12 protein-coding genes are annotated in these 13,902 nt (G+C 39.1%); 9 read left to right on the top strand and 3 right to left on the bottom strand.

Annotation, left to right across the window (positions count from 1 at the left end):
* Positions 1-9: 9 nt before the first annotated feature.
* From H0486_RS15840 to H0486_RS15830, 3 genes are all read right to left on the bottom strand, one after another.
* Complete coding sequence (locus H0486_RS15840) at positions 10-732, bottom strand: nitroreductase family protein (protein WP_228353920.1); 723 nt, start codon at positions 730-732, stop codon at positions 10-12.
* A 62-nt stretch (positions 733-794) separates the two neighbouring features.
* On the bottom strand, positions 795-1,193 hold the full coding sequence (locus tag H0486_RS15835) for an FMN-binding protein (protein ID WP_228353919.1): 399 nt from the start codon (positions 1,191-1,193) through the stop codon (positions 795-797).
* A 59-nt stretch (positions 1,194-1,252) separates the two neighbouring features.
* Complete coding sequence (locus tag H0486_RS15830; RefSeq protein ID WP_228353918.1) at positions 1,253-1,885, bottom strand: TetR/AcrR family transcriptional regulator; 633 nt, start codon at positions 1,883-1,885, stop codon at positions 1,253-1,255.
* A 251-nt stretch (positions 1,886-2,136) separates the two neighbouring features.
* Here H0486_RS15830 and H0486_RS15825 point away from each other — a divergent pair, with 251 nt between their 5' ends.
* The 9 genes from H0486_RS15825 (at position 2,137) to wecB (ending at position 13,811) form a co-directional block, all read left to right on the top strand.
* Positions 2,137-3,081, top strand: a complete 945-nt coding sequence (locus H0486_RS15825) for a CFI-box-CTERM domain-containing protein (RefSeq protein ID WP_228353917.1) — start codon at positions 2,137-2,139, stop codon at positions 3,079-3,081.
* Positions 3,082-3,215: 134 nt separating this feature from the next.
* Positions 3,216-3,857, top strand: coding sequence for a phosphoribosyltransferase (locus tag H0486_RS15820; RefSeq protein WP_228353916.1), 642 nt, complete (start codon positions 3,216-3,218; stop codon positions 3,855-3,857).
* Positions 3,858-4,187: 330 nt separating this feature from the next.
* Positions 4,188-5,195 (top strand): glycosyltransferase family 2 protein, encoded by a 1,008-nt coding sequence (locus H0486_RS15815; RefSeq protein WP_228353915.1) that lies wholly within the window; start codon positions 4,188-4,190, stop codon positions 5,193-5,195.
* A complete protein-coding gene (gene wsfD, locus H0486_RS15810; RefSeq protein WP_228353914.1) occupies positions 5,162-6,718 on the top strand; it encodes a glycan biosynthesis hexose transferase WsfD in 1,557 nt (518 codons plus the stop codon). The genes H0486_RS15815 and wsfD overlap by 34 nt, the downstream gene beginning before the upstream one ends.
* Entirely contained in the window at positions 6,708-7,586 is an 879-nt protein-coding gene (locus tag H0486_RS15805; protein WP_228353913.1) for a GGDEF domain-containing protein, read from the top strand. Before wsfD ends, H0486_RS15805 begins: the two co-directional genes overlap by 11 nt.
* The gene (locus H0486_RS15800; protein WP_228353912.1) at positions 7,576-9,144 is read left to right on the top strand and encodes a DUF2334 domain-containing protein; all 1,569 of its coding nucleotides are present in this window, start codon (positions 7,576-7,578) and stop codon (positions 9,142-9,144) included. Before H0486_RS15805 ends, H0486_RS15800 begins: the two co-directional genes overlap by 11 nt.
* Positions 9,141-10,424, top strand: a complete 1,284-nt coding sequence (locus H0486_RS15795; RefSeq protein ID WP_228353911.1) for a glycosyltransferase — start codon at positions 9,141-9,143, stop codon at positions 10,422-10,424. The genes H0486_RS15800 and H0486_RS15795 overlap by 4 nt, the downstream gene beginning before the upstream one ends.
* A complete protein-coding gene (locus tag H0486_RS15790) occupies positions 10,405-12,717 on the top strand; it encodes a cellulose biosynthesis cyclic di-GMP-binding regulatory protein BcsB (RefSeq protein WP_228353910.1) in 2,313 nt (770 codons plus the stop codon). The genes H0486_RS15795 and H0486_RS15790 overlap by 20 nt, the downstream gene beginning before the upstream one ends.
* Positions 12,714-13,811: a non-hydrolyzing UDP-N-acetylglucosamine 2-epimerase gene (gene wecB, locus H0486_RS15785; RefSeq protein WP_228353909.1), complete on the top strand. Its 1,098-nt coding sequence runs from the start codon at positions 12,714-12,716 to the stop codon at positions 13,809-13,811. The genes H0486_RS15790 and wecB overlap by 4 nt, the downstream gene beginning before the upstream one ends.
* Positions 13,812-13,902: the final 91 nt, after the last annotated feature.

Below are 13,902 nucleotides of genomic sequence, written 5' to 3'. Positions count from 1 at the left end.
ATGGGATAGTTACATCTTTGAAAAGGGTGCGTCATTTCCAAACTCAAACTTACCTTGAGCGGCTTTTTCAAAAAACAACTTTGCAATACCAAGGTCAATTCCCAGATGGCCTGAAGCATCAGCAACATTTGCAGTAACAATATTCTCTTTATATTGGAATTGAACGGGTTGCTGATTCATTGCAGAAGGAGCTTTTTGAACGGCCTTCATTCCTTGGATAAACCAGTCCGGAACAGTACCCTCGGAGGTATATAGCTGCTCAATTGATTTTGATTTTCGGTGAACCATTTTATATATGGTTCTCTCTTTGAAACCCTTATTCTCATTGACATGTCCAACGGTAATCAGGCAGATCAGCTCTTCGCCTGCTTCTACCTTACATTTACAGCGGTCGCGGTTATAAGTAGCGGCCACAAAACAGGTTCCAAGCCCAAGCTTTGTTGCTTCAAGAACCAGTAACGCTCCATAATATCCTATTTTTTCATTCAAATGAGGGTCCGAGGACTTGCCTACCATAGCAAAATAGCTTTGAACTCCATGAAATAATCCGTAGGCAGGAGAAAATCCCTTAAAGGAGGCTTTCCCATCTTCAATAAGCTGTATGGAGAGACCGCTTTGCTTGTTATATTCTTTAATTAGAGTATTAAAATACTCTATGGTTGATGCTTCCAGGGGGAATGTTAAATAAGAACGTCTTGACTGACGTAATTCAATTGCTTCAATATCATTCATATCTTTAACCTGATAACCCGATTGCATAACTACGACAATGGGTAATCGCATCCTTTCTTTGATTATTTGTTCTCTAATGCATTCATAATGGCCTGTGTTATAACCTTACACGAATTTGTTGCACCGGATACCGCATCGACCTCAAGGCTCTGGGCCTTTATTATGTCATCAATGATGCGCTCTGCCGGTTTACCTTCTCCGTTCTTGTGCTCGAGAAGAGTGATATCCGTAATGATTCCGTTTTCCATAGTTACAGATACCTTTGCTCGTATAAAATTCACATCACATTCACCATAATAGGTTCCATCCGGTATATCAGAAAAATCAATATCTTGAATTTCAATAGCGGCAACCTTATTTTGATAATTTGATAAAAACGCTAAGTAGACTAATAGACTTATTATGCCTATGATAAGAATTAGGCCAATAAGGATAACTAGGTTTCTTTTCTTTTTACTCATACATCCTCCTTAGATAATTCTATATAAATAAATATAGTTCTGATAAGCGCTTCTGCTTCTTATTTTTGAATGGATTGTAGCAGTAGGTCAAAGCTGTATCGAATAAAGTCATCCTTTGTCACCTTGATACAGGTTGAGAAGTATCTCTCTTTATGCTTTGCCATATAGATTACACCGGAGATGCTGGCCCAAAGCATGTATTCTGTTTCCTGTAGGCGAATATCCTCACGTACATAGCCTTGCTTCACACCGAGCTTTAATAGTTCTATTATGGTCTCATCAATTTTATCACCCACCTTGACAATTTCCTCGAATATCTTAGGGGAATCATTTTCCATCGATGCAAAATTCATATCCCTCAATAGACTGTCAAAATAAAACGGATATTCCTTTTGAAAGGCGACCATCGCATCGCATACGGAATAAAACTGAGCAATAAAATCCGAAATGTTTCGTACTGCGTCAGCAATTGTGTCATAGAACAACTGCATACCGTTTAAATAGGAGGCATTTACAATATCATCCTTATTTTTAAAATATACATAAAGTGTTGCTTTGCTATAGCCGGCCTCCTTCGCGATGCTGTCAATAGTAGTGTCATCAATTCCATTTTCAAAAAATAGCTTTTCAGCTGCTTTTAATATATTTGACCGATGAAATTCAGCCAGAGCTTCTTTTTTTGTGTTTTTCATAATTCCCCCTCGCATACCTAAAACAATGTACCGAAAAATATACCAATGTTATAATAACTAAACTAACAGTTTAGTAAATAGTACATTATTTACCGTATTATGTCAATACTATTTTAAAAGCATAGCAGATGATCTCCAGAAGTGGCTGAATGATCTTATTAATAACTATAGTTTCAGCGATAGGGATAGAAAATTGATGACAAGTGATTTATAATAACTAAAGTAGCAGTCATTTTAAATGGAGGACAATAATGGAATATATAATCAGGGAATGCCCGTACTGTAACGGGGAACTTCATATACCGGAGGAACTTGAGACTTGTATCTGTATCTACTGTGGTAAAAGCTTTCGTACGAAGGACAAGGAGCTGGAAGTCATATCAGCGGATGTACGACAAAGAATGGAAGCAGAATATCAAGAAAGCATAATGCAGATCCCCAGTCTGGTTAAGGATTATGAGGTATTTCTTTCTAAATTTACCAAGAAGGATTACAAACAGGCTTTTGTAGATTATGTGGAGGCTTGCCGTTCGTTGTTTGATACTGTAACAAATTATGCCGAGCTGGATGAGGGGAGGGATTCGATTGTTGCAGAAACAGTTGCGTCAGAGCTGGTTAAGTGTATAGAGAATAATATAAATTCAGCGAAAACGGGTGTGCTGACGGAGCCAAAGAAACTCCTCATCGAAAAATACCGGTTTTTCTTAATGGTGTATACGGTGCCAATGATCAATCATTTACAGATAGGTTATGGGGATATACTGATAGACAGGATTATAAAAGAATGGACGGTCCGATATCCGAAGTTCCAATTAGCAAAAGGAAGCTATGAACAGCTGCAAGAGGGCTTTCAGCGTAAGGGCTGGTGTTTTATAACGACAGCAGCGTGTGAAAACATGAATAAACCGGATGATTGCGAGGAACTGAAGCTGTTTCGTTTCTTTCGTGATACCTACATGCAACAGACACAGGAACGGAAAGAAAAGGTTCAGGTCTATTACCGGATCGCTCCCTTAATCGTATCGGCAATTACTCTTTCTCCAGACAATGAGGATGCCTACCGAAGAATATGGGTGGACTATTTACAACCATGCTATGATGATCTTAATGAAGGTCGTTATGAAATCTGCGAGAGACGTTATACCAGCATGGTACAGGATCTAAAGGATGAATATCAGGTACATTTCTTGGACTGAGTAAGATATCCAATTAGGAATTACAATATTCAGAGGTACCCTTGTCGAGTGGGAATATATGGGGTATAATAAAGATGTCACAATCCTATATGCAATCCTAATACAGGTGTTATATTCACAAAGGGGGTATTTGAATGGAAAGAAGAGCAATTAAGATTCATGCACCGATGAATAAGAAAATTGTACTGAAGATAATACCGGGTCATTTTGCTACCAGTAACTCCCATGTTAATCTTTATATTGATTTGACGACAATGAAAACCAGACAGAAGGAAGCGGCGGAAGCTGCTAAACAGATGGCTAAACAATATGTAAATAGTGTGGTTGTTGACACCATTGTTTGTCTGGACGGCTGTGAAGTAATCGGTGCCTTTATGGCACAGGAATTATCAGGTGCAGGAATTCGTTCGATGAATGCACATCAGACAATCTACATTATTAATCCGGAATTCAATACCAACGGACAAATGATATTCAGAGAAAATATTCAACCAGCTGTTTATGGAAAACACATTTTACTACTGGCAGCTTCTGCCACTACAGGTGATACCTTGAAAAAAAGCCTGGATTGTATTCAATATTATGGCGGAATAATACAAGGAATCAGCTCAATCTTCAGTGCTGTAGATCAGGTAGATAATGTACCGGTGTACTCGATTTTTCATGCAAAGGATCTTCCCGATTATCAAAGCTATACCATTGGTGAATGCCCTATGTGTCAATCAAAGCAGAGACTAGAAGCGATTGTTGATGGCTATGGATATATGAAGCTATAAAAACCGACATTCAATAATCAATATTTATGAGTGGTTTATATCAAGATTAATATCGTAATAAATGTCAAGAAAGTATGTTGTCGAATCTGTGGATACGATGGCATACTTTCTTTTATTAACACGATTATTATTATTCTGTCGTTGTATATTAGTATTAATTGATAATAATTTGTAAGATATAAGAGAAAAATGGTGAATATTGTGGTAGAAATGCGTGAAAAGTTCTGTTATAATGATTAGCAAAAATAGTACATTTGAACTATAGAAACAACTTTAATGCAAAGAAAATGAAATTTATTGTGTCCTATTTCAAAAGGAAGGATCGGGCTTATGAGTATCATACTAAATATTGTAATACCCTGTTACAATGAACAAGAGGTTTTGCCGGAGACTGCATCTCGATTACTCTATAAAATTGATGGGATGATAAAGTTTGGAATACTTAGTAGTAAAAGCAGGATAACCTTTGTAAATGACGGATCAAAAGATGATACCTGGAGGATTATCCGTGAATTACACAAGAAAAATCCCATCATTTCCGGTATTAATCTGAGTATAAATAGGGGGCATCAATATGCATTGCTTGCCGGACTTCTTACTGTTAAAGATGATGCTGATGTAGTGATATCCATGGATGCGGACTTACAGGATGATATTGATGCAATAGATGAAATGCTGCTTAAGTATCAACAAGGCTGTGACGTAGTTTATGGAGTCAGAAGCTCCAGAGATACAGACTCTTGGTTTAAGAAGAAAACGGCAGAATTATATTATAGGCTGATGAATGTCTTAGGAGCCAAGACGATATATAACCATGCGGATTATCGACTACTGAGTAAACGGGCTCTGATACGACTGGATGAATTTCAGGAGGTCAACCTTTTCTTGAGAGGAATCATACCATTAATCGGTTATAAGACGGATATTGTTTATTATGAAAGGAAATCACGCTTTGCAGGTAAAAGTAAATATCCTCTGACGAAAATGATGGAATTTGCCTGGGAAGGCATAACATCCTTCAGCACCAGACCAATTCGTATGATTTCAGCTTTTGGGGGCTTTATTTTTCTCTTTAGTCTTCTTATGCTGGTTTATATTTTAGTACGTTATTTTACAGGCAAGACAATAGTTGGATGGGCCAGTGTAGCGGTATCTGTGTGGGCCATCGGGGGATTGTTACTGCTTTCTATAGGTATAGTAGGAGAATATATTGGAAAGATATATCTTGAGACCAAGAAGCGCCCTCGATATTTTATTGAAAGCTATCTTAAGGATTTTGAGCAGGAAGAGAAAGAGGAATTTACATGCAAGATCGAAAAGACAAGGGAAATAAGCTAGTTTTCGCGTTGCAGAGATTTTCAAAAGCATGGAAATGGTTGGTGGGAAAACGGCAAATAGTGAACAAGGGGATGTATGCCAAATACAATCCCCATCGTATCGCTATAGCTACATCGGTTGCAGTGGGGTTGCTTTGGATTGTTATGCTATTTGTTCCGCCGTATCTTGGTGTAGCTGATGACGGAACCCTATATAAGGTTATGGATCGGGCCGGTATTTCCTATATCGAAGAATCTCCTGAGGATATCTATAATAATTATTACATAAGAAGATACTATTTACGGGGAGATGAGGCAGGAGCCTTTGCGCCATCTAATTCCCAGGATATCATTGTACAGGTAGCGGTAACACTGGATCAATTGCTTACACGGGATCAGATATTTGATCTACGTTTCTTAGCATTACTCTACGGTGTACTATATCTTCCAGCCGTATATCTACTTACAAAAAATGCAGTGAACAAGGTTAAGAACTTCTCGGAGGCAATCGCCATAGGGATATTATCCGTAATTATCTTCGGGGATGTATCCTATATTGCATATTTTAGTTCGTTTTATCCTGAAGCACTCTGGTTCATCTGCCTAATTGGCAGCGTAGCATTCCTATGCAATATACAGCGAAAGAAGGAGAGCTACTGGAGTATAGTAGCGTTATTGATATATGGAAGTATTTTTACCACCTCGAGACAACAGTGTGGAGTCATTGGATTTGCCATTGCAGGCTTTTTCATTAGGGCATTATTCTTTAATCAGAGGTTACGTATGAAGGTATGTTACGTATTCTGTGCATTCTTCATGAGTATGATGGGTATGCTTTCCTCGTTTACTCTGGAATCGGATTTTACGTTAACGAGCAAATACCATGCTATGACTCGTGGTGTGTTATTTCAAGCACCGAATCCGGAGAAGGCTTTGGCCGAGTTTGGGATTCATAACTCATACTCTGTAATGGCAAATACCTCAGCTTATGATTTTTACCCTTTTATTCTTCCTGATGATGAAAAGCTTAGTCAGGGGTTTTTTGATGAATATGATACTTCGGAAATCATTTTTTATTATATAAAGCATCCGGTTTCTTTTTTAAGAATGCTGGATGTGGCAGTTAAAAGTACAAACAGTCTTCATAGAAGCTATTGTGGCAACTATGAAAAAAGCTATGGAATGCCTCCCATGGCCAAGTCTGTATTCTGGTCAGGTTGGAATTATATAAAGGTTCATTTCGCACCACAGACGGTAGGATATCTTTTCATTTTACTAGTATTAACCTATCTTGTTAATAGAAAAAAAGTGAAAAATGCTTCAGAGATAGAGAACTCATCAATAAAGCTAATGGATCTTACTTATATTTTAATGGCAATTGGATTATCACAAGGAGCAATTACCATTGTAATGAGTGGGGATGCAGAATTCACACAGCATGCCTTTTTACTGGGAGCTTCCACTGATTTAATCGTATATTTCCTGGTAGCTGAAGCATTATCGAAGTTTAAGATATTTGAGGATGGAGGAAATAATGAAACTTAAGTCACAAAATGCAAAGAGAATCACTTTCTATAGGCAGGATCTTGGTATTCTTGCTTTATTTGCAGTACTTTTTGCGGGAGCATTGATTGTAATAGATACCCCTACGGAGATGAGACTGGAATTTATCGTTATGCTTTTAGTTACCTTTTTCTGTATGCTGTTTGCTGCTTTTCGCATGACAATGGCATCAGTAGTACTAACTGGAGTTCAAATTACAATCTATACGACGTATAAGGTGTTTTTTTACTACTCTAGCGGAGAATCCATTCAGTTGCTTCATTTTGTCTGGATCTTTTATCCGTTACTTTCTATAGCAGCAGTTAATTTCTTTATTAACGGCAATGCCAGACTAGAAGCCGAGAATATAATGTTGAAGGATCAGGTATCGAAACTCGTACTAATTGATCCGTTAACAGGGCTATATAATCTCAAAGGATTATATCTGGATCTACAGGGACAAATTGGTCTTGCCGCGAGAAAAGGAATTGATATTACTTTGATGATTGTTGCACTTCGATATGAGGCGGAATTAAAGAAGGTTCTCGGAACAGAAAATCTGGATATTGTAAAACAAAGACTGGCAGCTATTGTACAGGATATTATCCGAATTGAAGACAGAGTATATGCAATTGATGATAAGGGAACCTTAGCCATCATATTGTCCTGTGATGCAGAGGGAGCAGAGATGGTAAAACGGCGTGTTAAGGAAAAACTGACTTCCTTTGAAGCAATGCCGGAGATTGTAAAAAATAAAGTAATTCGGATTGATCTGCAGTTTGGTTATCTGCAGTATGACAAGGAAACCTTTGGACGGGATCTGATTCGTTATAAGCAATGTACAGAAAGTGAGCTTCAATATGATGTATAAAAGAGTAATAGCTTTTCTACTAGCGCTAATTCTAGCGGTGGGCTTCCTTCCGGTGAAAGCAAAAGCAAGCTCCTCAGAGTATAAAGACGCCGAAATATTGATTGTATATAATAATAATCCCACGAAGGACGAAATTGAAGGTATTCAAACAATCGTAAAAATCTTAACCTATCTTCAGCATAGTACAGTATTCCTTACCGTGGATGAAAGCATAGCAGTTCTGGAGCACTATGATAATGTGATATGCTATGGTTTACACGGGGATCTGGGCCGGTTTATGGAACTGCTGGCGAAACTGGATCTTAATGTGTTTCTGATGGGAAGTGAAGGGGTTGAGGATTATGTGAAGAGTCAGAGGTATCCTTTAAGATTTCGATCGATACCTTCAGCTATTGCCACCGTTAAATATCGGTTTTCCGAATCAAATGAATTTGATGCATTGATTAGTAAACAGGATATTATTTTACTGGATGGGGAATTAACCTATCAGAATGGTTCTATATCAGTAAAGGAAGAAGAGGCAGGCCTGTATTCAAGATATCTTGATTTTCTCTACCTTCCGATTTCTGACATGACGGAAGCACTTATGCAGGCATCCTTTATTAAGGAAGTGGCTCAGTGGCTTTGGCCGTATAATGGAGAACCCCATGCCTATGCCCAATATATTGTATTGGATGAAGTATATCCATTTACTCCACCAGAAAAATTACTGGAGATTGTGGATTACTTAATTAAATATCGACTTCCATTTGTAATTTCAGTTATGCCTATATATCAAAACGGAGAATACCCTGCAATGCAGAGATTTTGTGATGTGCTCCGATATGCTCAGGCTAATGGTGGAGCGATAATCATGCATGCACCTACAATAATCAAGGATAAGGATAATGTTACGCAGATACAAAAGTACCTTACCATTGGAACAGAGGCCTATACGAATCTCGGAGTGTATCCGTTAGGAATTGAGGTTCCGGAAAATCATATGTTTGAAGAAACCTCAAGAATATTGTTACAAAGGTACTCCACAGTATTTTTCTATCAGGATCAGGACGAGGTAGCGCTTAACTTAGAAGAACAGTTTAATATTATATATAAAGACGGACATAAGATGGTGGGACCGGCCATCGGCTTGGTTCAGACGGGAGAAAGCATGACGAAGGTCCATGCAACAGCCATGTATTTAGATATCTATGAGGGATTTGAAGCGATTAAGGAGAAAATTGATACCAGCATCCAGTCCAATATTCCGCTAAAAAGCTTGTGGGATACTGATTGTACCGTGTATGCAGATGGACTTTATTTTTATACAGAGCAGGGACAGCTTTATGTGAATGATAAGAAAACAGATATTGCCTATGAACCTGTCCAATATGATGATAACTTTGATTATCAATCTACGGTTTTTCATTGGATAGCGAAAGATCTAAAAGGGTTGAACCGGAAACTTATTATCTTTGTACTGATTGCATCCGTTGTATTTATTGGCTTTATTATTAAGGCTAGAAAATTAAATCGGGATAAATTCCTCTTACCAAAGGAAGGGGGAGAGAGTAAATGACCTTTGCTGATATTATTTCGCTTTATTCCATCTATGCAATATGGATTCTAATGGCCATTAATATCATACTCTCCATTGGGGGATTTATTTATTACCATCGTGTGAAGCAGACGGATGGACATTGCCCCTTAGAGGAGTACCCCATGGTAAGCATCATGGTTCCGGCTCATAATGAAAGCATTGTAATACAAAGAACAGTAGCTGCGTTGTTGAACTTTGACTATCCTCATGATAAATACGAAATTATCGTGATTAATGATAATTCCTCCGATGATTCGGCAGAAGTATTACGAAAAATACAGGATAAAAATCCGGATCGAAGGCTGATTGTGATTAATACGGACAGTGTGGCCGGAGGAAAGGGGAAATCAAATGCGCTTAACATAGGATTTTCTGTAGCTGAAGGAAGTGTAATTGCGATTTATGATGCTGATAATACGCCGGAACCAGGCGCGCTAAGACTTTTAGTGGAAAATCTGATGTCGGATGATAAAATCGGTGCGGTGATTGGAAAATTCCGTACAAGAAACCGTAACGCCACATTACTAACACGCTTTGTCAATATTGAGACATTGGCTTATCAGTGTATGAACCAGGCGGGTCGATTTTTCTTTTTTAAGTTGTGTACGATTCCGGGAACCAATTTTGTTATGCGAAGAAGCATAGTGGAGGAAATTGGTGGCTGGGATCCCAAAGCTCTATCGGAAGATACGGAAATCAGCTTTCGAATTTACCGCATGGGTTACTATATCAAAATGATGCCTCTGGCAGTAACCTGGGAGCAGGAACCCCATCTACTTTCGATCTGGTTTAAGCAGCGCACCAGATGGGCGAAAGGAAATATCTATGTATTACTGAAGAATTTTAAATATATTTTTGATAAATCAGGCGGAAGAATGCGCTTTGATGTTTTTTACTATTTATTGGTTTATATTTTAATGCTATCTTCCCTTATTTTTTCGGATATTATTTTTGTCAGCGGAATTCTTGGATTTGTCCATGTATTCTTAAGCGGCTTTTCTACTACTTTATGGGTCATGGCAATTATGGTATTCGTGCTGAATGTTATGATTACCTTGGCAGTGGAAGAAAATGAATTTAGCTTACAATCCGCTTTTTTAGTATTGATTATGCTATTTTCCTACTCAAAGCTGTGGGTAGCCGTAGTTGTGAATGCGATTATCAAATCCATATCGGATGCGATATTCAAGAGAGAAGTTAAGTGGGATAAAACGGTACGCTATGTTGAGACGGCAGGGAATGGAAAAGGGAATACTTAACGAAAGGAACAATGCTATGAGAAAAACGGTTCATAAAGTAATATCAATATTATGCTGTATACTAATGTTTATTACAACACAAGCACATACGGCATTGGCAACTGCTGATATAAGTCCGATTTCTGTGAACACAGGGACAGAAAATATCGAGGATACAGAAGAGATGTCCTCAAAGGAGGAAGCCTATGAGCAGATTCTGGAGTCGGATCCCTATGAGGCAACAAAGCCCAATACGGTAAAGCCTGAGATTCCGGATACAACTTACCAAAACTATTTTTCCTTTGACAGCAGCAGGGTACTTAAGGGGATATTCTCTTCCACCTCCTTTTATTTTTCTATACCGAAGTATTGGGATACCAGATTTGTATATACCGTAATTGAATACAATACCAGTAAATTAATAACGGAGGAGGTTCCGGCTTCTCTAACCTTCATGGTGAACAACACACCGGTTTATTCCTGTAACGTTTCCTATCAGGAGGGAAGAACTCAGTTGGTGTATGTAACGATTCCCATAGAACTACTGAAAGAGGGCTATAATGTATTGGAAGCGGTGTCCTATGTCAGAATGTATGATACAGAAGGCTGTACGGAGGACCAGTCCTGGTCTAGTTGGATTAATATTAGTGAAGACTCCTATGTATATGCCGGATATGAATTAATCGAGGATAATAATCAAATTAGCTTTTTTCCTTACCCTTTTGTATCTACGGTAAATCCAACCGGAGAAGGAACTGCTATTCTGGTATCTGACCAGTCAGACAATAGTGAAATTGCAGCAGCTATGTATCTGATGGCAGGAATGAGCTCACATACTTCTGAAGAAAATAAAATATCTGTGGGTTTATATAAAGATGCTCAGGCAAATAAGGCAAAAAACCGTATCGTCATATCGTTAACGGAGAACCTGCCGGAGGAATTACGACTTCTACTGAATGATGAAAAGGTAAGCCTATCAGATCTTTCTAATCGGGTTATGGTAAAACGTGTGAAGGATGAACGACAAAATGCCATGCTGCTCATCGTATCCGATCAGAAGGAAAATCTGATGGAAGCAGTTCATATGCTTCTTGATGAAGAGCGCCTTTCCCAGGAGAAGATAAGTACTGCCTATGTTAAGGCAAATAGTGCATCGCTGGCTGCTGAAGCAAAGGAGCTGAATCAGCTAATCGTGGGTAATTATAAGATTAAGGATTTAATTGGGAGTGGAATTACTTACATTGGGCCATTCCATCATGAGGAGATATTGTATCTTCCGTTTGGCAAGGATTATGTATTATCTTCCGCCGGTAAAATATCACTGAAATTCCGTTATAGTGAGAACCTTGACTTTAATCGTTCGTTAATAACTGTTTACTGGGGCGACGTTCCGATTGCCAGTAAAAAGCTACTCAAGGAATATGCAGCAGGGGATGAATTGACCTTTACCATGCCTGCAGATGTGGTAGGAACCTCTGCAACTTCAATTAAGATTGCATTTGATCTGGAAATAAGGGATCTGTTCTGTACCATGAGAGACGATCGGATGCCTTGGGCATATGTAACGGAGGACTCTGTATTATACCTGCCTTCTAAGGAGCTTACAAAGCTATCCTTTCAGCATTTTCCTTCACCATACCAGATCGGAGGAACGTTGTCAGATGTCATGCTTATTACCAGTGATGAACCGGATAGCCGAGAGCTGGATCTGCTTGGCAAGGTGGTTGCCCTATGCGGCGAAAATACCAAAGCGTATGGTGACTTAAAAGTGATTCGCGCCAATGAATTTACCGAAGCGGACTCCAATTATAATATCATTACGGTGGGGACAAGCACAGACAACCATTTTTTGAAATCCATCAATGATCAGCTGTATTTTGCCTATAATGAATCGGGGAATGCGTTCTTAAGCAACAGTACTCTCATCCTATCGGACCATTATGCGAAAGAGATAGCTACCTTCCAGCTTCTGAAATCACCCTTCGCCAGCCAAAGAGCAATATTAGCAGTTGGTGGTACAGGGGAGGATACTCTGGAACAGGCGAAGCTTCTTCTTGCATCAAAAAAGGAACGGGCGGGGTTAAAAGGTGATTGTGTATTGCTTGATTCGGATCTAGAGTTAAAGACCTTTGAATTTATGATAGAAGAGGATGGTAATAACCGGCCGAGCATCGGAGAATTTGTAAAAGAAAACAAACAGCCCGTAGTATTTACCGTAATGGCAATTGCAGCTATGGGAATGTTATTACTGGCAGCAGTGCTTATCCTGTTGAGAGCACGAAGTCATGATAAGAAAGAGGATAAATCAGAATGAAAAAAGTAATGGTTGTGTTCGGAACCAGACCGGAGGCAATTAAAATGTGTCCGTTGGTTAAAGAACTATATAAGAATAAAGAATTTCATACCATAGTATGTTTAACAGGTCAGCATCGTCAGATGCTATATCAGGTGATGGACTGCTTCCAGGTTACTGCGGATTATAACCTGGATATTATGCAAAAGAACCAGACTCTGTTTGATATTACAATCAGTATATTAACCGGAATGAAGAACATATTGGAGAAAGAAAGACCGGATCTTGTGCTGGTACATGGGGACACCTCTACCACATTTGCTACTGCTCTCGCTGCTTTTTATATGCAAATTCCGGTAGGACATGTGGAGGCAGGGCTTCGAACCTATGACTTATCGGCCCCGTATCCGGAAGAATTTAACCGTCAGGCAGTTGGCATTACTGCTCGTTATCACTTTGCACCAACGGATACGGCAAGGCAGAACCTTCTGAGGGAAGGTAAGCGGGAGGATACCATCTATGTAACAGGCAATACTGTGATTGATGCCTTACAGACAAGTATCCGAAAGGATTATACCCATCCAATTCTCGAGTGGGCGAAGGGAAGCAGGTTAGTGTTGATGACTGTGCATCGAAGGGAAAGCTTCGGTGAACCAATGTACCAAATCTTTCGTGGGATTAAGAGGGTTTTAGACGAATTTGAGGATGTGAAGGTAGTTTATCCAATTCATCTAAACCCAGTGGTACGTGATACTGCAAATGCAGTATTTGGAGAACATAAGCAAATAAAGCTTATAGAACCACTGGATGTTCTGGATTTTCATAATTTTATGAATACGGCTGAATTAGTATTAACAGACAGTGGCGGAATACAGGAGGAAGCACCAAGTCTCGGGAAGCCTGTGTTAGTACTTCGTAACACAACGGAACGACCGGAAGGAGTTGCTGCGGGAACCTTAAAGCTGGTTGGAACGGAAGAAGAGAGAGTCTACCAGGAGTTTCGAAGGTTACTCACAGACAGAGCAGAATATGATAAAATGAGTCATGCCTCCAATCCCTATGGAGATGGTACGGCTTGTAGACAGATTGTCGAGATTATAAAAAGAACATTATAGCGACTAGAAACAGATACAATACATAAGAGAAAATGAGCAATGAGTGGGATTAGGGATGGAGTAATGATATATCCTGAGCGTATTAAATGAC

Source organism: Variimorphobacter saccharofermentans, from assembly GCF_014174405.1.
Taxonomy (GTDB): Bacteria; Bacillota; Clostridia; order Lachnospirales; family Lachnospiraceae; genus Mobilitalea; species Mobilitalea saccharofermentans.
Note: the sequence above shows the minus strand (reverse complement) of the source record. Positions and strands in the feature narration are given on the sequence as shown.

Bases quoted from the DNA above. Each gene is read 5' to 3' on its own strand.
- H0486_RS15840 (WP_228353920.1), bottom strand. From the start codon at position 732: ATGAATGATATTGAAGCAATTGAATTACGTCAGTCAAGACGTTCTTAT.
- H0486_RS15835 (WP_228353919.1), bottom strand. From the start codon at position 1,193: ATGAGTAAAAAGAAAAGAAACCTAGTTATCCTTATTGGCCTAATTCTT.
- H0486_RS15830 (WP_228353918.1), bottom strand. From the start codon at position 1,885: ATGAAAAACACAAAAAAAGAAGCTCTGGCTGAATTTCATCGGTCAAAT.
- H0486_RS15825 (WP_228353917.1), top strand. From the start codon at position 2,137: ATGGAATATATAATCAGGGAATGCCCGTACTGTAACGGGGAACTTCAT.
- H0486_RS15820 (WP_228353916.1), top strand. From the start codon at position 3,216: ATGGAAAGAAGAGCAATTAAGATTCATGCACCGATGAATAAGAAAATT.
- H0486_RS15815 (WP_228353915.1), top strand. From the start codon at position 4,188: ATGAGTATCATACTAAATATTGTAATACCCTGTTACAATGAACAAGAG.
- wsfD (WP_228353914.1), top strand. From the start codon at position 5,162: ATGCAAGATCGAAAAGACAAGGGAAATAAGCTAGTTTTCGCGTTGCAG.
- H0486_RS15805 (WP_228353913.1), top strand. From the start codon at position 6,708: ATGAAACTTAAGTCACAAAATGCAAAGAGAATCACTTTCTATAGGCAG.
- H0486_RS15800 (WP_228353912.1), top strand. From the start codon at position 7,576: ATGATGTATAAAAGAGTAATAGCTTTTCTACTAGCGCTAATTCTAGCG.
- H0486_RS15795 (WP_228353911.1), top strand. From the start codon at position 9,141: ATGACCTTTGCTGATATTATTTCGCTTTATTCCATCTATGCAATATGG.
- H0486_RS15790 (WP_228353910.1), top strand. From the start codon at position 10,405: ATGGAAAAGGGAATACTTAACGAAAGGAACAATGCTATGAGAAAAACG.
- wecB (WP_228353909.1), top strand. From the start codon at position 12,714: ATGAAAAAAGTAATGGTTGTGTTCGGAACCAGACCGGAGGCAATTAAA.